At 44.2% G+C, this 23,786-nt stretch carries 23 protein-coding genes and 1 pseudogene; 11 read left to right on the forward strand and 13 right to left on the reverse strand.

Annotated elements, in window-relative coordinates; translation table 11 throughout:
* Positions 1 to 86 precede the first annotated feature (86 nt).
* Both B1L02_RS14095 and B1L02_RS14100 read right to left on the reverse strand, forming a co-directional pair.
* Positions 87 to 2,054, reverse strand: a complete 1,968-nt coding sequence (locus tag B1L02_RS14095) for a sensor histidine kinase (protein WP_088531527.1) — start codon at positions 2,052 to 2,054, stop codon at positions 87 to 89.
* A gap of 154 nt (positions 2,055 to 2,208) precedes the next feature.
* Positions 2,209 to 2,697: a GNAT family N-acetyltransferase gene (locus B1L02_RS14100; RefSeq protein ID WP_088531528.1), complete on the reverse strand. Its 489-nt coding sequence runs from the start codon at positions 2,695 to 2,697 to the stop codon at positions 2,209 to 2,211.
* Positions 2,698 to 2,764: 67 nt separating this feature from the next.
* On the opposite strand from B1L02_RS14100, the gene B1L02_RS14105 reads away from it, so the two are divergent.
* The 4 genes from B1L02_RS14105 (at position 2,765) to B1L02_RS14120 (ending at position 4,708) form a co-directional block, all read left to right on the forward strand.
* Positions 2,765 to 3,316 carry a glutathione peroxidase gene (locus tag B1L02_RS14105; protein WP_174694558.1) on the forward strand — a complete coding sequence of 184 codons (552 nt, stop codon included), beginning with the start codon at positions 2,765 to 2,767 and terminating at the stop codon, positions 3,314 to 3,316.
* Positions 3,317 to 3,380: 64 nt separating this feature from the next.
* The gene (locus B1L02_RS14110; protein ID WP_010377362.1) at positions 3,381 to 3,662 is read left to right on the forward strand and encodes a peptidylprolyl isomerase; all 282 of its coding nucleotides are present in this window, start codon (positions 3,381 to 3,383) and stop codon (positions 3,660 to 3,662) included.
* A 99-nt stretch (positions 3,663 to 3,761) separates the two neighbouring features.
* Positions 3,762 to 4,340: a glutathione S-transferase family protein gene (locus B1L02_RS14115; RefSeq protein ID WP_088531530.1), complete on the forward strand. Its 579-nt coding sequence runs from the start codon at positions 3,762 to 3,764 to the stop codon at positions 4,338 to 4,340.
* Between the two features lie 11 nt (positions 4,341 to 4,351).
* Complete coding sequence (locus B1L02_RS14120) at positions 4,352 to 4,708, forward strand: DUF2750 domain-containing protein (RefSeq protein WP_167651280.1); 357 nt, start codon at positions 4,352 to 4,354, stop codon at positions 4,706 to 4,708.
* Between the two features lie 43 nt (positions 4,709 to 4,751).
* On the opposite strand, the gene B1L02_RS14125 is transcribed toward B1L02_RS14120, so the two are convergent.
* The 10 genes from B1L02_RS14125 to ndk all read right to left on the reverse strand — a co-directional run bounded on the left by B1L02_RS14125 (position 4,752) and on the right by ndk (position 15,801).
* The gene (locus B1L02_RS14125) at positions 4,752 to 5,138 is read right to left on the reverse strand and encodes a VOC family protein (RefSeq protein WP_088531532.1); all 387 of its coding nucleotides are present in this window, start codon (positions 5,136 to 5,138) and stop codon (positions 4,752 to 4,754) included.
* Positions 5,139 to 5,581: 443 nt separating this feature from the next.
* Positions 5,582 to 7,051, reverse strand: a complete 1,470-nt coding sequence (der, locus tag B1L02_RS14130) for a ribosome biogenesis GTPase Der (protein WP_088531533.1) — start codon at positions 7,049 to 7,051, stop codon at positions 5,582 to 5,584.
* A gap of 74 nt (positions 7,052 to 7,125) precedes the next feature.
* Positions 7,126 to 8,307 (reverse strand): outer membrane protein assembly factor BamB, encoded by a 1,182-nt coding sequence (gene bamB / locus B1L02_RS14135; RefSeq protein WP_088531534.1) that lies wholly within the window; start codon positions 8,305 to 8,307, stop codon positions 7,126 to 7,128.
* A gap of 9 nt (positions 8,308 to 8,316) precedes the next feature.
* The gene (locus tag B1L02_RS14140) at positions 8,317 to 8,934 is read right to left on the reverse strand and encodes a YfgM family protein (RefSeq protein WP_088531535.1); all 618 of its coding nucleotides are present in this window, start codon (positions 8,932 to 8,934) and stop codon (positions 8,317 to 8,319) included.
* 9 nt (positions 8,935 to 8,943) lie between these two features.
* Positions 8,944 to 10,221, reverse strand: coding sequence for a histidine--tRNA ligase (gene hisS, locus B1L02_RS14145; RefSeq protein ID WP_088531536.1), 1,278 nt, complete (start codon positions 10,219 to 10,221; stop codon positions 8,944 to 8,946).
* Positions 10,222 to 10,399: 178 nt separating this feature from the next.
* Entirely contained in the window at positions 10,400 to 11,518 is a 1,119-nt protein-coding gene (gene ispG / locus B1L02_RS14150) for a flavodoxin-dependent (E)-4-hydroxy-3-methylbut-2-enyl-diphosphate synthase (protein WP_010377346.1), read from the reverse strand.
* A 5-nt stretch (positions 11,519 to 11,523) separates the two neighbouring features.
* Positions 11,524 to 12,375, reverse strand: coding sequence for a RodZ domain-containing protein (locus B1L02_RS14155; protein ID WP_223192000.1), 852 nt, complete (start codon positions 12,373 to 12,375; stop codon positions 11,524 to 11,526).
* Between the two features lie 8 nt (positions 12,376 to 12,383).
* The gene (pilW, locus tag B1L02_RS14160; protein ID WP_088531538.1) at positions 12,384 to 13,877 is read right to left on the reverse strand and encodes a type IV pilus biogenesis/stability protein PilW; all 1,494 of its coding nucleotides are present in this window, start codon (positions 13,875 to 13,877) and stop codon (positions 12,384 to 12,386) included.
* Positions 13,878 to 14,018: 141 nt separating this feature from the next.
* Positions 14,019 to 15,155, reverse strand: coding sequence for a bifunctional tRNA (adenosine(37)-C2)-methyltransferase TrmG/ribosomal RNA large subunit methyltransferase RlmN (locus tag B1L02_RS14165; protein WP_088531539.1), 1,137 nt, complete (start codon positions 15,153 to 15,155; stop codon positions 14,019 to 14,021).
* A 214-nt stretch (positions 15,156 to 15,369) separates the two neighbouring features.
* Entirely contained in the window at positions 15,370 to 15,801 is a 432-nt protein-coding gene (gene ndk / locus B1L02_RS14170; RefSeq protein WP_010377338.1) for a nucleoside-diphosphate kinase, read from the reverse strand.
* 584 nt (positions 15,802 to 16,385) lie between these two features.
* On the opposite strand from ndk, the pseudogene yegQ reads away from it, so the two are divergent.
* From yegQ to B1L02_RS24940, 6 genes and pseudogenes are all read left to right on the forward strand, one after another.
* Positions 16,386 to 17,743: pseudogene (gene yegQ / locus B1L02_RS14175) on the forward strand (tRNA 5-hydroxyuridine modification protein YegQ).
* A 2-nt stretch (positions 17,744 to 17,745) separates the two neighbouring features.
* The gene (locus B1L02_RS14180) at positions 17,746 to 17,991 is read left to right on the forward strand and encodes a YfhL family 4Fe-4S dicluster ferredoxin (protein WP_088531540.1); all 246 of its coding nucleotides are present in this window, start codon (positions 17,746 to 17,748) and stop codon (positions 17,989 to 17,991) included.
* Between the two features lie 233 nt (positions 17,992 to 18,224).
* On the forward strand, positions 18,225 to 20,912 hold the full coding sequence (locus tag B1L02_RS14185; RefSeq protein ID WP_088531541.1) for a PAS domain-containing sensor histidine kinase: 2,688 nt from the start codon (positions 18,225 to 18,227) through the stop codon (positions 20,910 to 20,912).
* 2 nt (positions 20,913 to 20,914) lie between these two features.
* Entirely contained in the window at positions 20,915 to 21,319 is a 405-nt protein-coding gene (locus B1L02_RS14190) for a response regulator (RefSeq protein WP_088531542.1), read from the forward strand.
* 2 nt (positions 21,320 to 21,321) lie between these two features.
* The gene (locus tag B1L02_RS14195) at positions 21,322 to 22,002 is read left to right on the forward strand and encodes a GGDEF domain-containing protein (RefSeq protein ID WP_250644907.1); all 681 of its coding nucleotides are present in this window, start codon (positions 21,322 to 21,324) and stop codon (positions 22,000 to 22,002) included.
* 44 nt (positions 22,003 to 22,046) lie between these two features.
* Positions 22,047 to 22,259 (forward strand): diguanylate cyclase domain-containing protein, encoded by a 213-nt coding sequence (locus B1L02_RS24940; RefSeq protein WP_250644908.1) that lies wholly within the window; start codon positions 22,047 to 22,049, stop codon positions 22,257 to 22,259.
* 6 nt (positions 22,260 to 22,265) lie between these two features.
* Here the strand turns inward: B1L02_RS24940 and B1L02_RS24045 are convergent, their stop codons facing one another.
* Positions 22,266 to 22,427 carry a hypothetical protein gene (locus tag B1L02_RS24045; protein ID WP_167651259.1) on the reverse strand — a complete coding sequence of 54 codons (162 nt, stop codon included), beginning with the start codon at positions 22,425 to 22,427 and terminating at the stop codon, positions 22,266 to 22,268.
* Between the two features lie 180 nt (positions 22,428 to 22,607).
* On the opposite strand from B1L02_RS24045, the gene B1L02_RS14200 reads away from it, so the two are divergent.
* The gene (locus B1L02_RS14200) at positions 22,608 to 23,768 is read left to right on the forward strand and encodes a M23 family metallopeptidase (RefSeq protein WP_088531543.1); all 1,161 of its coding nucleotides are present in this window, start codon (positions 22,608 to 22,610) and stop codon (positions 23,766 to 23,768) included.
* Positions 23,769 to 23,786: the final 18 nt, after the last annotated feature.

Genomic DNA, 23,786 nt, shown 5'->3' on the forward strand with positions numbered 1-23,786 from the left:
CTTAAACAGCTCCCAATCACATTGTATAAGTACTTGCTCTATTATTATTTATAGACGCTTACTCAACGCCTTTCCAATCACAACAATTACACCGCATTACTCTCAAGATGCTCTGTTAAAGGCAGGCTCACATTTATACATGCACCGCCCTCGGGATTATTCTCGGCGTAAATCTGCCCTTTATGCAGTAAAATAAACTCCTTACAAATAGCAAGACCTAAACCCGTGCCGCCGGCACCACTGTCTGTTTTACTGCTTTGCACAAACTTGGCAAAGACCTGCTCCAATTCGTCATCTGGGATACCAACCCCTTGATCGGCAATCTTAATATGAATATCTTGATCTTTGCAGCTTAACAGCACACTCACCTCACTACCTTCGGGGCTAAACTTTAACGCATTACCCAATAAATTTCTGATCACTTGGTTCATTTGCTCCGGATCGCAAAACGTCACCACTCCTTGTTCAGGCTTTTCAAAGCGGATTTTTATCTTTTTCTCAAGCGCGGTACCCGATACATCTTCAATACCACTTTGGATCACATTAACCAGATTGTGAAAGCTTGGATTAAATGGAAAGCGACCTGCGTCTAACTTTGATAAATCAAGCAGATTATTAAGTAGTACCAACAGACGCTCACCGCTGGTTTCGATACGAGATAAATACTTTTTGAGTTTATCCGCTGGCACTTCAGGGGCCGTTAGCTTATCTAAACCAAATCGCGCAAAACTTAAAATGGAGTGCATTGGCGTGCGTAACTCATGGGACATATTGGCTAAAAATTCAGATTTTGATAAGTTGGCCGCTTCCGCTGCCTCCTTGGCTTTTTGTAACTGTGCGGTTCGAGCTTGCACTTCAAACTCTAGCAACTCTTTGGTTTCTTCTAGTACTTCTTGCTGCTCTTTAAGCTTTGAGACATTTTTAAAAATGACCGCAAATGCCATGTCACCATGATGATCGATTTCATTAAACGTTCCCATCAAGGGAATACTACGTTCACCCGCTTTTGGCAGACTCAGCTCACAGTTAAAGTGTTTTAACATACCAACATGTTTCATCAAATCGCGTAATTGCGACACGGATATTTCATCAAATAGCTCAAAAATTGATAGCGGTTGCAGCTCTTCTTCCGTCAAATCAAATAGTTCGCAACACGCGTCATTTGCTTCAATAATATGACCTTGACGGTTGAACAGCATAATCGGGTCTGGGGTATGTTTATAAATCACGCGCAATAGGCTGTCGCGTTCAATCAAGGCATCTACCGTATCCTGTAGGCGCTCAACTAACTCTTGGTTATGACGTCTTAAGAGCTCTGTTTGCCATAATTTATGTAGGCTTTGTAATAAATCGCTCTCATCAAACGGTTTAATCAGAATATCCTCAACCCCTTGACGCACGGCTTCTAGCATATCCACTTGATTAACTCGGGAAGTCATCAATAAGCAGCGGCAATTGTGATGCACTTGACGTACTTTATTAAACACATCTAAGCCAGTGTCTTTTTCTAAGTTAAAGTCACAAATCAGGAGGTCAACCGGATGTCGCTCGGCAACTCGCATTGCTTCATCAAGTGTCGTTGCGGTGGTCACTGCAAGCTGCGCACCTCGTAGGCCATTAGCCAGGCTCTCAAGGCGAGGCGTATGATGGTCAACCAGCAACACTTTGGGTAGCACCAAAGTATTGGTTGAACCAATTTCTAGTAGGCGTTCAAGTAAGCCGGTAATATCTTTGTTAGCAAAGAAGGGATAGATAACAATACCATTTGGCAAGGCACGATTGATTTCACTAAAAGACTTTAAGTGCTCAGCATTGTCAGGCTTAGGTGCCAGCAACACTAACTTATCATGATTCCTCAGTTGATATAACGCTTGGAGCTTATTGGCGGGTACCCCATGAGCAATAACAACAACATCAAATTTATCAAAATCGAGATTTGCTTCCAGACTCCGGTAATGCACATGCTCTACTTCACCACCGAGTAACTCAAATAATACCTTTACTCGCATCGCTTGCACACTGCTGCTGTCAATAATCAGCACTCGACTCGTCATAACCAGATCCTTTACCGATAATTCTGAGATCCAGTTTAGTAGAAGAATCACAAGACGCTAAAAAATAGCACTATTTTGATATGTTCAGCGCAGCAGACCAAAACCCACGCTGAGGAACAAAAGGTCTAGCCGCAAAGGTCTACAGCACATAAGGTTAAGCGAGTGACTTACCCAAAATCGTCAAGCTATAGTGATTACCATCCATGACAGCAATATTTGGTAGTTCTCCCCACTTTTCATAGCCATGCTTTTTAAACAGGCGGATGCTGGGGAGGTTATGAGAAAAAATAAAGCCAAGTAAGGTTGAAATAAGTAGTTTTGGCGCTTGCTGCTCGGCAAAATCCATGAGTTTACTGCCTAACCCTTGGCCTTGCGCCGCTTTTGCAAGATAAATACTCACCTCAGCCGTACCATCATAGGCGGGACGACCATAAAAGCTGCTAAAGCTCATCCACCCGATAACCTCTCCCCCTTGTTCTACCACATAAATTGGGCGATTTTTCGTATGTGCGGCGAACCAACTTTGCTTTTGTGCTACGCTTACGGGCTCCGTATCCGCTGTGACTTGGCGGCTCGGTATCGTTTCGTTGTAAATGGCAACAATAGCGCAAAGATCTTGCGGTTTAGCGAGTCTAATATTCATGAAAGCTGATCAAGGTAACGAATATTTTCGTATCATAAGAGATAACATAAATAAAAGGAAAGCACTGATGACAAAAAGTCTTTCGATTCTGAGCTTAGCGCTTGGTTTCCTAATCTCAAGTAACGCTCATGCTGAGGCAGCTAGCTGTGATGACTTTACCAATGTCGAGCTGCGAAAACTGCGCTCTGATGACTCACTTAACCTTTGTGAATTTAAAGACAAACCGCTCCTTATCGTGAACACGGCGAGTAACTGTGGATTTACCGGTCAGTTCGAAGGCCTTGAGCAACTACACCAAAAATATCAAGATAAAGGCCTTGTTGTACTTGGCTTTCCCTCTGATGATTTTTTCCAAGAAGAAGATGACGAAAAGGAAACAGCCAAAGTATGCTTTATCAACTACGGTGTAACATTCAATATGTTTGCGACATCGGAGGTCAGAGGCTCAGATGCCAACCCCATATTTCAACATTTGAACGAAGTAACAAGTTCTCCAAACTGGAATTTTTACAAATACTTAGTGTCAGCTGATCGTAAAACAATTAAGCGCTTTAACAGCCGCACTAAACCAATGTCTGACGAACTGACTAGCGAAATTGAAAAACTCTTGCCTAGATAAGCTGATTTTTTAACGCAGCTAGATTAGAATAAAGTATGAATAATAAATAATCATCGGAGAAATTATGGCAATCGCTAGTGCAAGACACATCCTAGTAGATAGTGAAGCGCAATGCATGGAGCTCAAAGAACGCATTGCAGCAGGGGAAGATTTCGCAGAAATCGCAAAGCAGTACTCCAATTGCCCATCGGGCCAAGATGGTGGTGCGCTAGGTGAGTTCGGACCAGGTATGATGGTGCCTGAATTCGATAAAGTGGTTTTTTCAGCCCCAATCAATCAAGTGCAAGGGCCAGTACAAACGCAGTTTGGTTTTCACTTGCTTGAGGTAACCAGCCGTAGCGATTAATTCGCTTGCGAAAAGTTAATAGCTTCGCCATCATTCCTTAATACCAACTCGCTACATTTGCTTAATGAGCGAATAATAATTAGTTGAAGGAATGATGGCATGAAACTTATCGGTTCAAATACCAGTCCATACGCCCGTAGAATTAGAATGTGGGCCGCGGCTAAACAGCTCCCAATGAGCTATCAGCATATAGATATATTTTCAGAAGCAGGTCATGACGAACTTATTCGCCATAATCCTGCTCGTAAGATCCCGTTTTTAATCGACGACGCACAACTTATTTGTGATTCTAATCTGATTGTTCGCTACCTCCGTGAAAAACATCAACTTCCGTTTCCCAGTTGGGATCAAGAGAACTGGCTGGTCCTTATCAATGCCTGTAATGATTCTTTGGTGGAGTTATTACTTAGTAAGCGCTCTGGTTTTGATATTGAACAAGATAAACTTTTTTTTAATCTACAGCGGGAACGAATTGGCCATACCTTGCACTATCTCAATGAAGAGTGTGTGACAGAAGAGTTTTTACACTGTGATTATCTCAAAATCAGTTTATACTGCCTTATTGATTGGGTTCTATTTAGAGAGCTCGTCGACCTGAGCGATTACACCAACCTGATGGCATTTCATGGCCGTTGGCAAAGCCAAACGATCGCCCAGCAAACTGATCCACGAAATTGAGAACACCTATGATGAATGAAGAAGAAATTGGCTCAGAAGTCAGTGAGTTTATTGAGCAAGTAAAAAATACTGAAAGCGTTTGGGCACTTAGCTCTGATGACGGCGGTATGGTTGTGGTTGACTCAAACCAGTTTGACGAGATTGATGTGTTATTGCTGTGGGATAGTGAAGAAAAAGCGCAAGCTCAATGTCGCGACGAGTGGAGTGAGTTCTCGCCGATGAGTATTGATGTTGAGAGTTTTCTTGACGAATGGGTACTCGACCTAAAAGAAGATGATGCACTCGTTGGTCTAAACTGGAATGATGACAACGTTTGTGTTGAAATCGAGCCCGTTGGTCTTGCTAGACTACTTGTGGATATCGAATAAAGGCAAATCGCCCCTAAGTGGCGCTCATCTCTTGTGAGTGCCACTATTCACTCGGCTTTGACACCAAAGCAACTAAAGTCCCTTCAATGGCTCTCACATAAGCTTGTGTCACTCTACCTTTTTGGTTTGGCGGGCTTAATGGTTCAGCCCCAGCGGCTACCGCTTTATCATAGCATTCGGGCACATTTTCACAGCCGATGGTAATTTCAAATCCAAGTGCAGGTTGTTTGGGATGACAACGAATGTAGTCTTGCCTAAATTGTGATTGGGCTAGCGGGTGGCTGGCAAAAGCGAGTTTCACTTCTCCGGTATCTAGCTCACCATAATCCCCTTCATCGGTCATATCAAAAGTGCTCAAGCCAAATGCTTGATAGTAAAAATCCAGCACTTCCTCAACACTTTCTACATAAATCACCGTTTTAGCAAACACCTAAGCCTCACTATCAATAAAACCTAATGTAACTTAACCTGAGTTTTGGGTAAGGAATGAGCTAACTCTTTATTTTTCAAGCTTGTCTAAACCATATACTTGTCTAGCCAGAGAGTTTTAAGGATAACTCCGCTCTCGCGTCCTGCTACCGCCCTAGTACCTACATCCTGTAGGCAAGGCGAATTTACGCACCAATAGCTGGCTATTGGAAGTAAATTCAACAAAGTTAGCGCTGAAACTAGCTGCTAGAAAGGCATTAATTATCCGAAGCTCAGGTTATATATAACTTAAGCACAAATATTGGGCAAGGTAAAACAAAGCGAGAGAGCACTGCATTAAATATAGTCGGATGTGGAAAAGGAGTTGGTTGGATCGGTATGGAACTTATGTTCAGCTCGACGCGCTGACCAGATGGCGTCGAGCTAAAATTCCCGCAAACAGCCTTACGACTTATTGCGGTTTTCTTTTGCGAATGCGCGAAGCTTACGCTTTTGCGATAGCGTCATTTTGTTTGAACGACCAGCGTAAGGGTTGTCCCCTTCGCGGAATTCAATCTTAATCGGCGTACCCATTACATTAAGCGCTTTACGATAGTAGTTCATCAAATAGCGCTTATAGCTATCTGGCAGTTCGTGCACCATATTGCCGTGGATAACAATGCGCGGCGGGTTATAACCACCTGCGTGTGCGTACTTAAGCTTTACACGGCGTCCACGAACCAGTGGTGGCTGGTGATCCGCCTGAGCCATATCCATGATACGACGTAACATTGCCGTACTTACTCGTTTAGTCGCTGATTCATAAGCTTCGTCAATCGACTCAAACAAGTGACCAACGCCTGTACCATGTAATGCGCTGATAAAGTGCAAACGAGCAAAATCAACAAAGCCCAGTCGTCTGTCTAGTTCAGTTTTGATACGCTCTTTGACATAGTCATCAAGACCATCCCATTTGTTTACCGCAATAACCAACGAGCGACCCGCATTTAGTGCAAAACCAAGCAGACTCAAGTCTTGATCAGAGATCCCCTCGCGCGCGTCTACAACGAGCAATACCACGTTTGCATCTTCAATCGCTTGCAGTGTTTTGATTACCGAGAATTTCTCTACAACATCACTGACTTTCTTGCGCTTACGTACACCTGCGGTGTCGATTAGCACGTACTCTTTATCATTACGCGTCATTGGAATGTAAATTGAATCACGCGTTGTACCCGGCATATCGTAAACGATAACGCGGTCTTCACCTAAAATACGGTTAGTTAGTGTTGACTTACCTACATTTGGACGACCAATAATCGCAAGCTTAACAGGTTTGTCTTCAAATCCCGTTTTGCCCTCTTCGGCTTCTTCACCTTCAAGGTAAAGCTCGGCGATATCTTCATCGTCATGCTCAAGTTCTTCATCTTGAGCCGTGAGCTCAGCGATAACCGGTTGTAGCGTCAACTCTAATAATTGAGTAACACCACGACCATGCGCGGCGGCGATCTGTTGAACGTCGCCTAGCGCCAGCTGATAAAACTCAGCACAGTTGGAATCAGCATCAATGCCATCCGTTTTATTGGCGACAACAAAGCAATTCTTCTGTTGTTTACGAAGGTGCTGTGCGATAGCTTGATCAGCAACCGTCATACCTGCGCGCGCATCCACCAAAAATAGCACAATATCCGCTTCTTCAATTGCCAGTAGCGACTGCTCCGCCATTTCAGTTTCAATGCCTTCTTCAGAGCCATCGATACCACCCGTGTCTACCACAATAAACTCGTAGCCTTCATAGTTTGCTTGGCCGTATTTACGGTCGCGAGTCAGACCCGGAAAGTCAGCAACTAACGCGTCACGAGTACGTGTTAAACGATTAAACAGTGTGGATTTACCCACATTAGGTCGCCCAACCAGAGCGATCACAGGAAGCATAGACTACCTCTTTTAAAAACAACAAAAGGCTTCGCCAAAGCGAAGCCCCATAAAATATCTAAAAATTCAGAAAGTTACTGCGGAATTTGAACTGCGCTAAGTTCACCATCACGCGTGTAAACAAATACTTTGCCATCAACCACAATCGGTTCTACAAAAAAACCTGAACTATCAAACTCGGTACGCGATACCAACTCACCAGAGCTCTTATCCAGCCAATGTAAGTTACCTTCCTGATCGCCAACCACTACGTAGTTGCCAGCAACCGTTGGCGCAGTTAGATACCAACCGCGCAGTGCTGGTTGCGTCCAACGTTCAATACCTGAGTTTTTGTCTAGTGCGTACAACACGCCATCGCTATCAACCAAATAAATGACGTCAAGATCGAGTGTAAGGTCTCGGTAACTACTGTACTCACGATCCCACACCACATTGCCGCTGCGCACATCAATGGCGACTAGTTTACCATTATAGGCGATAGAATACACATATGCGCCGCTTACAACGGGTTTAGTATCGACATCGACCAAACGTTCAAACTCAGAAGCCCCTTTTGCAATTGCAACATCCGAGCTCCATGCGGTAAAACCGTTTTCAGCGATCAGTGCAGTTAATTTACCACTTTCTTCGCCAACTAATACGCCACCATTCGCGCTGGTTGGTGAGCTTAAACCACGTAATGTCAGCGCAGGAACTTCTTGTTCATAGTGCCAACGTTCTTCACCTGTATCTGGGTGTAGCGCAACCAGCTTGCCAGAACCTAAGTTAACGTAAAGAAGACCATCGCCTGCAGCTGGCGCAGACAGCGCTTCACCCGGTACCGACTTACGCCAAACTATTTCGCCGGTTTCACGGTCAAGCGCAAAAACCTGTCCGTGCTCAGAGCCAACATATAGTTTGCCATAAGCTTGTGTGATCCCACCTGACAGCTTCGCACTGTCGTTGTCTTCCCATGGCCAAAAGTTCTTATTCTCACGAACATCAACTCGCCACTTTTCTTTACCTGTTTCAGTATCAAACGCTGTCACTATACCTTCACGGGCAGCGGCAAAAACAGTGTTCTGGTAGCTTACTGGAGATAAACGTGAAAAGTAGTGCTCAACCCCGTCACCAATCCCTTCTTGCCATACAACAGCGGCGTCGAATTGATTGTTGATCTCAGGGAGCTTTAACTCTTCTTCATCATCACTAGAAGAACAACCAGCGGTGAGTGCTGCAACACATAAAGCCAATGAGGCCATCGTTAACTTCTTCATGGCAACTCCTTAAACCGTTGTCTTTTGTGCAAGATCATCCAGTTTAATTTGCAGCATAGGATTGCTATTACCTTTCGCCGCCTCTAATGCCGATTGATAAGCACTACGTGCTTTATCTTTATCGCCTTGAGCAAGGTAAATATCACCTTGGATCTCAGCAAGCTGTGCCTTAAACGCTTCAGGCATAGGCTTAGCCAGTGTTGCAAGCGCTTGCTCGTATTGAGACTGAGCTGCTTGTACACGTGCCAGTCTTAATAAAGCCGTTGCTTTAAGCTCAGCATTGGCAACATTATCAGCAGCCCAAGTTAATTTCTCAGCAGCTAGCTTAAGATCGTCTTTGTCGATTGCCTCTTTAGCAGCAACGAAAGCCGCTAACACGGCGTAGTTAGAATCTGCATTTGCAGCAACAAAAGCATCGCTTTTTGCTAGTACATCGTCACTTTCAACAACCTGAGTGTATGCTTCTGATGCCGCTTCTGCGCTATCGATCTGACTTTGGTTATATGCTTTCCAGCCATACAGACCACCTAGACCAAGCACGGCACCAACTACAATCGTTGTACCATTTTCACGGAAAAATCGTTTTATTGCTTCTGCTTGTTGTTCTTCTGTTGAATAAATTTCCATTCTAACCTCTTAGCTTACCAGCTCTGCTAATAGCGTTTTTACTTCTGCAAGTGGTAAGGTGATTTGTTCTTTCTCTTCACGCAGATACTTCACTGTCACTTTGCCTTCAGCGAGTTCATCTTCGCCTAGCACCAGCGCAATAACAGCATCGCTTTTATCTGCACGTTTAAATTGTTTCTTAAAGTTGCCACCGCCACAATGAACCATCACGCGAAGGCCAGCAATATCATCTCGTAATTGCTGTGCAACCACTGGAGCTTGAATCGCCGCTTTATCACCCATCGCAACTACGTATACGTCAGCATTACGACGAATATCACCCACACATTCTAGCGTTTGTAACATCAACACTAAACGTTCGATACCCATAGCAAAGCCTACGGCTGGCGTTGCTTTGCCGCCAAGTTGCTCAACCAAGCCGTCGTAGCGGCCGCCAGCACATACTGTGCCTTGAGAACCTAAGCTTGTCGTCACCCACTCAAATACAGTGCGGTTGTAGTAATCTAGGCCACGTACCAGCTTTTCATTAACTTGGTATTCGACGCCAGCTGCGTCTAAACGTTCACACAAATTAGCAAAATGTTCGCGTGATTCTTCATCTAAATGTTCAGAAAGCTTTGGCGCATCAACAAGTACAGCTTGCACCTCTGGATTTTTGCTATCTAACACGCGCAGTGGATTGCTATACATGCGACGCAAACTGTCTTCATCAAGCGCTTCTTTGTGTTGCTCCAAGTATGCAATCAACGCATCTCGATATTCAGCACGCGCTTCATTTGACCCCAAAGAATTCAGCTCAAGCGTAACATGCTCTTGAATACCAAATTGCTGCCAAAGACGCGCTGTCAATAAGATCACTTCTGCATCAATGTCTGCCGTTGCAACACCAAAAGTTTCCACACCAAACTGGTGGAATTGGCGATAACGACCTTTTTGCGGTCTTTCATGACGGAACATCGGCCCCATGTACCAAAGGCGCTGTTCTTGGTTATATAACAAACCATTTTGATTACCCGCACGGACGCACACAGCAGTGCCCTCAGGACGTAGCGTTAAGCTATCGCCATTACGGTCATCAAAGGTATACATTTCTTTTTCAACGATATCGGTGACTTCACCGATAGAGCGTTTAAATAGATCGGTCGACTCAACGATTGGAAAACGGATCTCTTGGTAGCCAAATGCCGCTACTGTATCTCTTAATACCGATTCTACTTTCTGCCAGACTTGCGTGTCACCTGGCAGACAATCATTCATTCCACGGATTGCCTGAAGTTGTTTAGTCACTGAAAACCCTAACTTAAATTTGTCACCAATCGATTTATTGCTGCTTGAACCTTTGACTAAATACGCTCGAATAGCTTCATCGCATTGGTTTTATTTCTTTAATGCCATTTATCGTCGTGCAGTGTAGCACGCCGTGAGAAAGCGCGAAAATTCGCTTATCTTAACGATTACGCTGGTGTCAGTCGATGATTTTTACATCGATTTTTTCTTCGCTTTCTTTTTTCTCTACATATTCTCGGATCTGAGACTCTAATTGAGCGACGATATCATCATTATCAATCCGTGTTTTTTGGCGCTCGCCATTGATATAAAGCCCTGAACGACGATTTGCTCCGGCAAGACCCAAGTCACTGACGAGTGCTTCACCGGGGCCATTGACCACGCAGCCAATCACAGACACCGAAATTGGTGTGACGATATCTTCTAATCGCTCTTCTAACTGATTCATTGTATTCACTACATCAAACTCTTGACGTGAACAACTTGGGCAAGCAATAAAATTGATGCCACGCGAACGAATTCGCAGTGACTTTAGAATATCAAAACCCACTTTGATTTCTTGCACCGGATCAGCCGCAAGAGAAACACGTAATGTATCACCAATCCCTTCAGCAAGTAACATCCCTAGACCAACTGCCGATTTCACCGAACCGGCTCTAAAGCCACCTGCTTCGGTGATCCCAAGGTGCAGGGGTTGGTCTATTTCTTTTGCCAGTAATCGATAAGCGCCAACGGCCAAGAATACGTCGGAAGCTTTTACCGAGACTTTAAACTGATCAAAGTTATGGCGCTGGAGAATTTCGACATGTCGCATCGCGGACTCAAGCAAAGCTTCAGGTGTTGGTTCACCATACTTTTCTTGCAAATCGCGCTCCAGTGAGCCGCCATTCACGCCAATACGAATTGGGATGTTGTGTTCACCCGCCGCATCAATCACTGCACGAATACGGTCTTCACTGCCGATATTACCAGGGTTTATACGCAAGCAATCGGCACCGTACTTAGCCACTTGTAATGCAATACGATAATCGAAGTGAATATCCGTGACGAGTGGAATATCCACTTGCTCTTTAATACTTTTGAATGCTTCAGCCGCATCCATTGTCGGCACAGAGACACGGACAATATCCGCTCCGGCGTCTTGGATAGCTCTAATTTGTGCCACCGTCGCATCAACGTCTAAAGTGTTCGTGTTCGTCATAGACTGTACAGCTATCGGTGCACCATCACCAATAGGCACATTACCGACATAGATCCTTGTTGATTTTCTACGCTTTATAGGTGGTTCTGAAAACATGCTGACTACTCTGTTAACGGTAAATTGAATTTAGCTAGACGGTTTTTAGCAAACGCAGGTAATAACACTGGTTTGCCGTCAAGCGTGACCTCCACGGCCTGATGCTTGCCGAGTATAACAGAAAAAGGAGCCTTACCTTCAACTGTCATGGTATATCCTGCTTTTTTAACACCAAACGCAACACGTTCTTGCGTCGCGTCAAACATTTCAACCCAACTCTCTTCGTTGAAATGCATAACTACCGTGCTCAATGCAGGATCTCGTTTTACCGCTTGCGGTTTCGCTTCAACAGACGCTGAAACTTCCGCTTCACTCGCCTGCGGCTCGCTTTGCGGGGCTGAATCATTGCTTTGCTCAGTAGGCAATGCTAACTCATCAGTCGCTGGTGTTGTGACATTTGCAGCTGGCGTCTCAAGCTGAATGACAGGCGTTTCAGATACCACTTCTTGCTCTGAGCTATTGGTCTGCCAAAACCAAAATGCCGACGACCCTAGTACGATAGCCAGCACGATGTAGCTCACCATCATTAAGCGGTTATCGTGGGCTTCTTTATGAGTGCGACGAGAAAAGCTTTGCATCCGCTTTTTCTGTGGCGACAACTCCGGAGATTGATATCTAGCCAGTACTTCAGTCGGATTCAACCCCAGTAGCGCAGCGTAATTTTTAATATAGCCACGCACAAAGGTTTCAGGCCCTAGGTCTTGATAGTCATCCTGCTCGAGCTTGGTAAGTTGGGCATGAGTCATCTTTAAGCGCGATTCAATTTCAGCAAAGCTGATCCCGGCATTTTGTCTTGCCGTTGCTAAAGTTTGCCCGAGTGAAGGCTGCTCTTGTTCAGGTGCTTCCTGCTCTTTCATTGTTTGGTTCATAAAACGTAATTTGTTGGGTCTACAATTAATAATCCGTGGCCTGCTTGCAGCGCCACATCAGGAGTGAGTTTATTCCATCGCATAATTTCATCGATCAACACACCATATCGATCGGCAATACTGAGCAAAGTATCTCCCGTCACAATTTCATGTACGACATTGGGATTGTTAAGATACACCTTTTGACCTGCGTACAATCTTGCAGATTCCCGCACTTGATTATATTCCATCAATTCAGCTATTTTAATGTCATATTTGACGGAAATACTAAATAGGTTTTCACCTGCAATAACAGTATGAAAAGGTACCTGAGGAGGCGCAACGTCACGATTTAATAACGGTACACTTGTAGCGTTTGATAATGTACTCGCTGACACTTGAGGCTCACGTGAGCGAGGACTAAATGTGACTTCCGATGGGTCTGGTTGATAAAACTCAACCCGAGCTTCAGAGTCCGAGCTAACGTTCACAAAAGACGTGCTTTTTGCCACTACAGGTTTTGCCGAAGGCGCAAAATTATTAGCCTCAGCGGGTGAATCAACGGTGAATGATTGCGTTGAATTCGATTGCGTTTTCTTACGTTTAATTTTAATTTTTGGATTCGCAACAATATGACTGGGCGACGCCTCGGCAAGCTTATTTAACTGCGCTTCTCGGTAACGATTGCGCAACCGTTCAAATTCACTTGCTGCGATATTATTCGTTAGAATAAGCCCCGCTTGTGCAGATTTAGGGTAACTTTGCACCAACGTCGTCGCGATGTCTTGGGCCTTCTGTAAGTGGCCCATTTGCATATGCACTAAGTGCCCAAGCATTAAGCTTCTTGGTGAAATAAATCCGCGCTTAGCAACGTTATCAAGCACATCTTCGGCTCTTAAGAAATCACTCCGAGCATAGTATAAGCCCGCAAGCGCGAGTTGCGACGACATCTGCTGAGCGTTATGCTTAATCGCGCTTTGCAGATATTCCTCCGCAAGGGAATACTCGTTTTGCTTCAGCGCGCACAGCGCTAAGTTTTCATAGCTTGCCGATACCCGTAAATAACTAGGTACGTCTATCGCTTTGAAAAAATATTTGCTCGCCTTATCATACTGCCCTACTCGGCAAAGAAATGTGCCATAGTTGTTCAGTGTGTCTGGATTGTTTGGCTCAATATCCAAAGCTGTCTGGTAGGCATTATCAGCGCGTTGTTGCTCACCCACCTGCTCGTAATAATACGCCAATGTGTAATGGGCTTCGGCCAGTTTTGGTGCTAACTGTAATGCACGCTCTAAATTAAATTTGGCTGAGGTGGTGTTACCGGAGTTGAGATATTCAAGTGCAAGTGCAATGCGAGTTCTTGCGGCATTGGTGTTATTGACTTGTTGTTCGGCCACAGGACGCCCGTCAGAGCGATAACTACTCTCCGTCACACAACCTGACAGAACTAAACTCGCGCCTGCGAGAATGGATGCAGCCAATCCTGTTTTGCGATAATTTCGCGATTGCATCACTCACCTTTGAATGCCACTGGGTTCTATGTGTGCCCTATATTACCCAAAAGGCTAAGAGATTCATCTATTTTTTACCAGATAGTCAGAACTTATCTGTGGTTAAGATGAAATGAGCTAGGTAAACCCAGCTCATAATAATTATTGTGCGCTCACATTGACAGCAATGGCATTGTCGTCACGCTGCTTTTTCTTAGCTAAACGTTTGGTTCTGTCTACAACATCACCCACAAGCTGTCCACATGCCGCGTCAATGTCATCGCCACGAGTACGACGAACAATACAGGTTAGCCCTGCTGCTTGTAACACCTTAGAAAACCTATCGATGCGGCTATTACTTGAGCGGCCATATTCGTTACCCGGAAACGGGTTAAATGGGATCAAGTTAATTTTTGACGGCGTGCCTTTGAGTACTTGTACTAATTCATGGGCATGATCTGTACTGTCATTGACGTCTTGCAGCATCACATACTCAATGGTGACGTCTTTATTTGCCTTAGAGCCATCGATATAGCGACGACATGCAGCTAAGAACTCTTCAATCGGATACTTTTTATTGATTGGTACAAGCACATCACGTAGTGGATTGTTTGGTGCATGTAGCGAAATCGCCAGTGCCACATCGATCTTTTCTTTCAAGATATCAAGTGCGGGTACCACACCCGATGTACTTAGCGTCACGCGGCGCTTAGATAAACCGAACGCCCAATCGTCCATCATCAGTTCCATCGCTGGTACAACGTTATTTAGGTTTAACAGGGGCTCACCCATCCCCATCATAACGATGTTCGTAATTGGACGTTTCGTGCTGTCGCCTTTATGTAAACCAATGTCGGTTGCCACGCGCCAAACCTGACCAATGATCTCAGACACCTTTAAGTTACGGTTAAAGCCCTGCTGCGCCGTTGAGCAGAAAGTACATTCCAAAGCACAACCGACCTGAGAAGACACACACAATGTTGCTCGGTCTTTTTCTGGGATCCACACGGTTTCAACTTCTTGGCCGCCTTCAAGTAATAGAGCGTATTTAATTGTGCCGTCAGAAGCCACTTGCTTTACTGAAATTTCAGGCGCCTTAATCTCGCACTCAGCCTGCAAACGCTCACGCAACTTTTTGTTTAAGTTGCTCATGTCATCAAAGTTGTCGATACCAAAATGATAAATCCATTTCATCACCTGATCCGCGCGAAACGGCTTTTCGCCATATGATGCAAACAACTCGCGCATCCCCTCGCGATTTAAATCAAGTAAGTTAATTTTTTTCTCAATAGTGGTCATGAACAACCTCGGTTAAAGACGGTAAGAACAGCTAAATTGCCAACGATACATTGTACAAAAAAGCAGCAAGCATCACAAATAATGTAACGTGTTTTGTGAAGTAGTGTGATTACTTTACAAAGCACGCTTATCCCTCAAGCTCATTTTTGTCGCTAAACTTAGCTACGGGACAAAAAAAGGGCTCGAAAGCCCTTCTTTGGCACCAAGTCTCGAATTAACGAGTACGTGGGCAGATTTCTTCTTCAGCAAAGAAGTAAGCGATTTCGCGAGCAGCAGACTCTGGCGCGTCAGAACCGTGTACTGCGTTCTCGTCGATGCTATCTGCGTAGTCAGCACGTAGCGTACCAGCTAGCGCTTCAGCAGGGTTAGTCGCACCCATGATTTCGCGGTTTTTACGAACTGCGTCTTCACCCTCAAGCACCTGAACCATTACTGGACCAGAAGTCATGAAAGAAACTAGTGCACCAAAAAAAGGACGCTCTTTGTGCTCTGCGTAGAAACCTTCAGCTTTCTCTTGAGAAAGGTGAACCATTTTTGATGCAACGATTTTAAGACCAGCAGACTCAAAACGGTTGTAGATAGCACCGATGTGGTTTTTAGCTACCGCATCAGGCTTGATGATTGAAAAAGTGCGCTCTAAAGCCATCTTTTTTGCTCCAAAATATTATTGTGAATATTAACGGGCGCGAATTATACGTGTTTTGGTAGAAAAAACCTACTATCTCACGCCGCTTTCTTTTCGAAGAAACGAAAGTTTGGCGAATTGTTTGTCGATTAAATGGGCAGAATTGCCTGCAGAAGCCTTAACAGTAAGGTCACTTGCCCTTCCTTGCACAATGTCGAAAAACCTGATCTACATCAAAATTACTTACTTAACTTTCTTCTATACTGCGCCGCTTTTTAGAATCAGCACGCGAAATTACTCAACAGCTGACCCGTAATTAGGGCCTGTTTATCTTTCAAGTTTGTTTTTGCAGCAGTTTGATTGGTATTTATACAAGGCAGAGCCTGCGTAGCATAGTTGTTCTATGTGAGTCAGGCGAGAACACAGTAGAAATGCCAATCAAGCGCTGCCCTTTGGGTTCTCCTGAGTGCGCTTTGTTCATTGTTGCTCAACTTTTGCCTAGATTACTAGGCGGCAAGTCGAGCGTCGCGACCAAAACACACTCAGGAGAACAAAAATCAAACAGCAAAGGTCAACAGGCCCTAGTTCAATGTATGAGGTAAACCATGTTTGTACCAGAACTTCTCTCTCCTGCCGGCAGTTTAAAGAATATGCGTTACGCTTTTGCGTACGGTGCCGACGCTGTTTACGCTGGACAACCAAGATACAGTCTACGCGTACGCAATAACGAATTTGACCTAAGCAATCTCGAAATCGGTATTAACGAAGCCCACCAGCAAAACAAAAAACTCTATGTCGTATCAAATATTGCGCCGCACAACGGCAAAGTGAAAACTTACTTACGTGATATTGAGCCCGTTATCGCGATGAAACCAGACGCGCTTATCATGTCCGATCCTGGGCTAATTATGCTAGTGCGAGATAAATGGCCAGACATGCCAATTCATCTATCCGTACAAGCGAATGCTGTTAACTATGCTGCGGTGCAATTTTGGGCCAAACAAGGGTTGAGCGCGTTATTCTTTCTCGAGAGTTGTCGCTACAAGAAATCGAAGAAATTCGTACATTGTGCCCAGACACTGAGCTTGAAGTGTTCGTTCACGGCGCCTTGTGCATGGCCTATTCTGGTCGCTGTTTATTGTCAGGTTATATTAACAAGCGCGATCCAAACCAAGGTACTTGTACCAATGCTTGCCGCTGGAGCTATGATGTAAAACCGGGTCAAGAAAACGAAACCGGCGACGTTGTCCATCAGGTGGATCCTAAAGCAATTATTCCAACCTTAGGGGAAGGTCAACCTACCAACGAAGTGTTTATGCTCGAAGAGCAAGGTCGTCCCGGCGAATACATGCCAGCATTTGAGGATGAGCATGGCACTTACATCATGAACTCCAAAGATTTACGGGCTGTCCAGTATGTTGATCAATTGACTCGCATGGGCGTGCACAGCCTTAAAATTGAAGGCCGTACCAAGTCATTCTATTATGTGGCACGCACTGCTCAAGTCTATCGTAAAGCTATTGATGATGCCGTTGCAGGGAAACCATTTGATCCAAGTTTAATGAAAACCCTAGAAAACCTAGCGCACCGAGGATATACCGAGGGCTTCTTGAAACGTCATGTACATCAAGATTATCAAAACTACGAATACGGTCATTCGGTATCTGACCAACAGCAGTTTGTTGGTGAAGTACTAGGTCGCACTAACAATGGTTTCGTTGAAATTGATGTTAAAAATAAGTTCTGTACTGGTCACAGCTTGGAGTTGATGACGCCTAAGGGCAATATTCACTTTAATCTCGAACACATGGAAAATAAAAAAGGCGAAGCGATAGATGACGCGAAGGGCTCTGGTCATATCGTCAAAATTCCATTACCGGAAGACATCGATTTAAGTCACGCCATTTTAATGCGTAACTTAGGCCAAAGTGAGGACACCCGTAACCCCTTTAAAAAGGCATAATAATGGCGCTCCTGATCAATGATAAATGTATCAACTGTGATATGTGCGACCCTGAGTGTCCTAATCAGGCCATTTATATGGGTGATAAAATCTATCAAATTGACCCTGATAAATGCACTGAATGCGTCGGCCACTACGACACGCCAACTTGTGTTAGTGTCTGCCCCATTGATTGCATCAAACCAAATCCAAGCCACAAAGAAAGCTTAGATCAGTTAGCCGAAAAGTACCTTCGACTCACAGAATAAACCGGTGAAGCCACACGCTTCACCTTAATATACCTATCAACAAATCTCTTTCCGACTTCGCGAGAAAGATTTCTCACGTCTCTTGTCGATATTTCAAATAGATATACTACAGTTAAAGCAGAGTGTTAGGACTTTTAACGCGTATTTTACTTTCGCAGTTTGAATGCTCTGTTACCGCCTTAACGGCGGAGATCTTTGTGTGAATTGGCATAATGTTGAGGTAAGGAAATAACATGGATTTGAACTCGTTCGAGTCGTTTTTTAATAGCGCGTATATGCCACATGGCCATTGCTATTTGTGGCAACCTCACCTGCTATGGACCAATGTTATCTCCGATATCTTGATAGCCGCCGCCTATTTTTCTATTCCCATGGCGATAATGATCTATGCAAAACAGCGCCCTGACGTCGGCAAAAATTGGGTCTTCGTGTTGTTTTGTAGCTTTATTACTTTGTGTGGACTGACACATTTAATTGGCGTTTACACTGTTTGGCATGGTGCTTATGGTATCCATGGTATTTCAAAAGCGCTCACCGCCCTTGTCTCAATGGTAACTGCGGTTTATCTCTTTAGACTGATCCCAAGCGCCGTCGCAATTCCAACCCCTAATCAATTCCATGGCATAACCGCAAGGCTCAAACGTATTACCGATGAAAAGCGGGCGCTTCATTCGCAACTAGACCAACACAAAGTCACCGAGTTTATGCTCGATGCTTTACCTACCAGTACCTTGCTACTTGACCAGCTACTCACCGTGAGTAAATGCAATCCTTATTTTTATCGCGAGCTTGGATACGACACGCCTAATGAATTAATCGGACTGAGACTACATGATATCGTCAGTTTGGACGACCCATTCGATAGCTTAGAGTCCATTAGCCAATCTCTACTCAATCAAAACGATTACAGTAAAGAAGCGCTGTGCCATGTGAAAGACAAATTTGGCAATCAAATCCCAATGGAGATGCGCTTAGTACAAGAGCCCCATGACGGTGCCAATCTCATTTTAGCGGTATTTAATAATCTATCGTCACTAAAACGCACCGAACAAGCACTCGCGGAATCCACCGAACAAATGAAGCGTGCAATCAGTGCAACCGAAGATGGCATTTGGGAGTGGAACGTTGTCGACAACAGCGTCAGCTATTCATCTCGTCTAAAAACCATGATCGGTAAACGCGACGACGAAAAAGTGACCTTTAACGATTGGTTTGCACATATCCACCCAGACCATCAAGATAAAGTGCAAGACGCCATTGACCATCACTTTGCCACCAAAGCGCAATATTTTGTCGAGTATTTAGGACTGGACAACAAAGGAGAATACGCTTGGTTTTCCGCCGTAGGCAACAGCCAGTTTGACGATCACGGTAGAGCATTAGTGATGTCTGGGGCACTTAGAAATATCCATCAGAAAAAATCCCTTGAGCTGCAAATCGCGGAAAAGAACAAAATACTCAATGCCATATACGAAGGCGCAAGTCAGGCTATTTGGCTATTAAAAGTAGAAGAAAATCAAACTTTCCGGTTTCTTGAGTACAATAAGTTTGCCTGTCAGCGTACAGGCGTAAAACTCGAGCAAATACTCGGTAAAACTCTCCATGAACTCAGAGGTACAGCACTTGAAGCTGAGCTGGTAGACAGAATCAAAAAAAACTACCAACTTTGCGTTGAGATCGCGAAACCCGTAGATTATACCGAAATGGTGCCTTTCAAAAATGAAGAGCATTGGTACCAAACGACCCTTTATCCACTTAAAGATGGTAATAACCAAGTTGAGCGAATAGTCGGTATCGCCGTCGATATTACGGCGCGAAAATTCGCGGAGAAAGAACTTGAAGACAACCAACGCTTTTTACAGCGAATGATAGATTCAGCGGTATGTGGCCTCTATCTCTACGACTTAAAACGCCACAAGAACACGCGCATAAACAAACGTTATACTCAACTCCTTGGTTATACAATTCAAGAATTAGAAAATATAAATTTAGAACTGTGTTTTCATGAAAGTGAACGCGCACTCGTCTCTGAGCACATAGATGAAGTGAGAGCCAGTCAAGACGGTGAACTAATCCCTATTAAATATCGCTTTAGACACAAAGAAGGGCATTGGGTCTGGTGCTACTCAGTCGATACCGTGATCACTCGAGATCACAATGGCGAGCCTGAGTTGATGCTGGGTACTTTTGTCGATATGACCGAGCACACCGAACTGCTACTACAGTTGCAAGAATCCAACGCTCACCTTGAACACTTTGCCTATATTGCGTCACATGATTTACAGGAGCCGCTCAGAAAGATCACCGCTTTTTCAGACAGTTTGGCGCAAAGAATTACGCCAGAGTTAAAAGATTACGACGATGCAAAGTTTGAAATAGAACGCTTGGTAGATGCCAGTCAACGAATGCGGATCATGATCCAGGACCTACTCAAGTTATCACGCTTGCATTCCCATGAACTGAAGTTACAAATGACCAGCCTGACCTTATTACTAGAAGATGTCAGTGAGGTGATGAGTTTTAGCATCGAAGAAAGCGGCGCAGAAATTAAACTCGAGAACGGTGATTTACCTATCGAACTTGATCCCTCGCTGTTTCTTCAAGTGCTGCAAAACTTAATCAGTAACAGCATTAAATTTAAGTCACCAGAACTGATGCCCGTGATCCAAATTTACACCAGCCAAACGGGTCATGAAACGGTGATACATTATAAAGATAATGGGCTTGGGATCCCAAAATCCCGACGCCAGCAAATCTTTGAGCCGTTTAGGCGTTTTGGCACCACACAAGAGTATGGCAGTGGTATTGGACTCGCGCTGTGCCGACAAATCGTTAAGCTACATGGTGGCACTATAAAATGCCTGCAAAGTGATGATGGCGCTTTATTTGAAATCATACTGCCAAAAGAAGTTAAGGAGTAATCATGGAACTTCTATTAGTTGAAGATGACCCAGATGATGTCTACTTTTTTAAAAGAGCATATAGCAGTATTACCAATGCGCCAGAGCTTAAGGTTTTTTCTGACGGTCATGAACTGCTGCATTACCTCAATTCTATCGCAACCTATAACCAAGTTATTTTACTGGATTTAAACATGCCAAAAATGAGTGGCTTTGAAGTCATGGAAGCTTTAAAAAATGAACAGGTTGCCGATAAATTAATAACGGTATGCTATACCACTTCCACTCACCACAGTGACATTCGTAAGGCATATCAATTGGGTGCTAAGTCATACATTACCAAGCCCGGACGCTTGAGTGATTTAGAGTCGTTGATCAAATTAATCAAACAGTATTGGTTTGACAATAACTGTGTCGTGCAAGGGTAACTATGAATACATGGCTGATTTATCTTCTTGAAGACAACGATGAAGATGCTTACTTAGTGAAGCGCACACTTGCAAGTACTGATGGTAGACAAAAGTTTAACGTTAAACACTTCAAACATTTAGAGCAACTTGAAACCGCCTTAAACACAGTCAAGCCAGAAGCGATCCTTATCGATTTGAACATCGATGAGAGTCAAGGCCTTACCACACTGATTAAAGTGAAACAGTTACCCGTAAGCGCCCCAATAATTGTGCTAACTGGAGTATCTGAAACGCTGTTTGGTGAAAAGGCAATTCAACTTGGTGCTCAAGATTATATCCCAAAACACGAAGTGAGCGGCCCCCTACTGGCACGTACAATCACCTTCTCAAAAGAACGCTACGAAATGCAACGGAATCTAGAGAACCTAGTGGTTATGGATAGACTCACCATGCTACATAACCGCGGCGCATTTGACAGCGAACTAGAGAGAGCAATTTCTGAATCAGAGCGATATGGTCACGGGTTTGGCGTGTTGTTTATCGATCTCGACAACTTTAAACCAGTCAATGATCAGCTGGGCCATCAAGCAGGCGATCAATTGTTAAAAATACTGTCGGCAAAACTTAAAATGTATAAACGTGCTTCGGATTTTGTAGCGCGTTACGGTGGCGATGAGTTCGTTGTTATAGCCCCCACCTAACAGAAAAAAACCAGTTACGAAAACTTGCTCAGCATAAATATAATTTGCTCAGTGATAACTACTGTCTACAGGATGAGAGCGCAAATATCCGTGAAGTAAAACTGGATTTAAGTATCGGCGCTGTGATTTATCCAACCGACGCAACATCTGCTGAAGAGTTAGTTGCTAAAGCCGACAAAGCCATGTACCACGCAAAAACTAATAAACTACCTTACGCGTTGTACTCGGATGCAGAACTCACGACAAAACAGGAATAGAGAGGGCTATTCAACTCTATTGTGTAAGTATTGCCTATCAGACTTGCGTCTAACATGGTTGCGCCTTTCGATGAAAGGCACAACATTACTTCGCTGTTTTCGGCGCTCTCCACCTTGCCTTTCTTCCAGTAATTCTTCTAGTTGAGATAGGGTAACTTGCCTTTTCATAGCGACCTCCACACCACATTACTTTCTTTTCTATAGTCGCTTTTACACTAAACCCCAATCTATCGGATCAGGAACACATGATCCATATCAATAAAAATCATATTTTAAACTTTTATTTTACAAAATAATCACATTTAGGTATAACATAATTGAACAAAAAACAAACAGAAAGGATACAACATGAAACACCACTATCTATCAGCGTGCTTAATCGCACTCCTCTCACATCAGGCAACAGCTGCGGGGCAGCATGATACTGTAGCGATGCCCGAATTTACCGCTGAGCACATCCGTGCCTTACCCGTTTCTAGTGTAATGGCAGTAGACCCTGAACTATTCCTTTTCAGTAATGCTTTACAACAAGTAGATTGGCAGCAAGTGCTTGACAGCACAGCACCGCATTTGAGCGATAAGCTCGAAGTGATCTTGCACTATGCTGGATATGCCAGTATTAATCCTAAGTTATTGCTGGCACTAATGGAACTTGAGTCAGGCGTGATCAGCAACCCAAATAAACAATCGCTATCAGCACCGTTTGGTAAACTCTCTCATGAACAAGGGTTTGATGCGCAAGTAAAAGATGTAGCACTTAATCTGAGTGCGAGATACTACGCATTCCAAAAACTTCGTGATGAAGGCAAAGCTAAAAAGTTACCTGCGTTAAACGAGGCAACTGTCGCACTTGCTGATCTGACACACGCATCTGCAGATGCCCTATTCAATATTTACCAAACGTTATTTAACGGCGAGTCGTTGGCATTAAAAGCGGACAACAACATCGCTTTTGGTGAGCAAGCTTCAACACAAGCGGTGTCAGCTGCTAGCTTTAGCATGAGCTTTCCATGGCCGTCAGGTTACGCTTGGTATAGCGGTGGTGCACACTCAAATACGGGCTCTGGCTACCCTTATTCATCGCTTGACTTTAATAACGGCTCAGGTGGCTGGGGAAGTAATACGCCTTGGGTTCAAGCAGCGCATGGCGGCACCGTTACTCGCTACTCAGCTTGTAACATTCGAGTGACTCACTCAAGCGGCTATTCGACTCAGTATTACCATATGGAAAGTCTGCAATATAACACTGGCGATGTTATTTCTGCAGGTGCTTGGCTTGGTCGTTATGCAGATGATAAAGCCACAGCATTGTGCCAAGGTGGTCAATCGACCGGTCCTCACGTTCACTTTTCTTTACTGTACAACGGTGGGCATATTTCACTACATAACTGGTACATCAGTGGCTATCGTATAGATGTGGGTGACTACAATTATGACGATAACTGTAATCGCTTCTTCTTTGAGAAGAACGGCTATCGTACCTGTGCGTGGCGTGCATTATACAAGTAAGCAGCCTTAGCTTTAACA

The sequence above is a fragment of the Pseudoalteromonas piscicida genome (genome assembly GCF_002208135.1).
Taxonomy (GTDB): Bacteria; Pseudomonadota; Gammaproteobacteria; order Enterobacterales; family Alteromonadaceae; genus Pseudoalteromonas; species Pseudoalteromonas piscicida_A.

Excerpts from the sequence above, each read along its gene's own strand:
- B1L02_RS24045 (WP_167651259.1), bottom strand. The coding sequence starts at position 22,427 with ATGAAAAGGCAAGTTACCCTATCTCAACTAGAAGAATTACTGGAAGAA.
- B1L02_RS14140 (WP_088531535.1), bottom strand. The coding sequence starts at position 8,934 with ATGGAAATTTATTCAACAGAAGAACAACAAGCAGAAGCAATAAAACGA.
- B1L02_RS14190 (WP_088531542.1), top strand. The coding sequence starts at position 20,915 with ATGGAACTTCTATTAGTTGAAGATGACCCAGATGATGTCTACTTTTTT.
- B1L02_RS14120 (WP_167651280.1), top strand. The coding sequence starts at position 4,352 with ATGAATGAAGAAGAAATTGGCTCAGAAGTCAGTGAGTTTATTGAGCAA.
- bamB (WP_088531534.1), bottom strand. The coding sequence starts at position 8,307 with ATGAAGAAGTTAACGATGGCCTCATTGGCTTTATGTGTTGCAGCACTC.
- B1L02_RS14185 (WP_088531541.1), top strand. The coding sequence starts at position 18,225 with ATGGATTTGAACTCGTTCGAGTCGTTTTTTAATAGCGCGTATATGCCA.
- B1L02_RS14180 (WP_088531540.1), top strand. The coding sequence starts at position 17,746 with ATGGCGCTCCTGATCAATGATAAATGTATCAACTGTGATATGTGCGAC.
- der (WP_088531533.1), bottom strand. The coding sequence starts at position 7,051 with ATGCTTCCTGTGATCGCTCTGGTTGGGCGACCTAATGTGGGTAAATCC.
- B1L02_RS14100 (WP_088531528.1), bottom strand. The coding sequence starts at position 2,697 with ATGAATATTAGACTCGCTAAACCGCAAGATCTTTGCGCTATTGTTGCC.
- B1L02_RS14195 (WP_250644907.1), top strand. The coding sequence starts at position 21,322 with ATGAATACATGGCTGATTTATCTTCTTGAAGACAACGATGAAGATGCT.
- B1L02_RS14110 (WP_010377362.1), top strand. The coding sequence starts at position 3,381 with ATGGCAATCGCTAGTGCAAGACACATCCTAGTAGATAGTGAAGCGCAA.
- ndk (WP_010377338.1), bottom strand. The coding sequence starts at position 15,801 with ATGGCTTTAGAGCGCACTTTTTCAATCATCAAGCCTGATGCGGTAGCT.
- B1L02_RS14115 (WP_088531530.1), top strand. The coding sequence starts at position 3,762 with ATGAAACTTATCGGTTCAAATACCAGTCCATACGCCCGTAGAATTAGA.
- B1L02_RS14105 (WP_174694558.1), top strand. The coding sequence starts at position 2,765 with ATGACAAAAAGTCTTTCGATTCTGAGCTTAGCGCTTGGTTTCCTAATC.
- B1L02_RS14165 (WP_088531539.1), bottom strand. The coding sequence starts at position 15,155 with ATGACCACTATTGAGAAAAAAATTAACTTACTTGATTTAAATCGCGAG.
- B1L02_RS14095 (WP_088531527.1), bottom strand. The coding sequence starts at position 2,054 with ATGACGAGTCGAGTGCTGATTATTGACAGCAGCAGTGTGCAAGCGATG.
- B1L02_RS14200 (WP_088531543.1), top strand. The coding sequence starts at position 22,608 with ATGAAACACCACTATCTATCAGCGTGCTTAATCGCACTCCTCTCACAT.
- ispG (WP_010377346.1), bottom strand. The coding sequence starts at position 11,518 with ATGTTTTCAGAACCACCTATAAAGCGTAGAAAATCAACAAGGATCTAT.
- pilW (WP_088531538.1), bottom strand. The coding sequence starts at position 13,877 with ATGCAATCGCGAAATTATCGCAAAACAGGATTGGCTGCATCCATTCTC.
- B1L02_RS14155 (WP_223192000.1), bottom strand. The coding sequence starts at position 12,375 with ATGAAAGAGCAGGAAGCACCTGAACAAGAGCAGCCTTCACTCGGGCAA.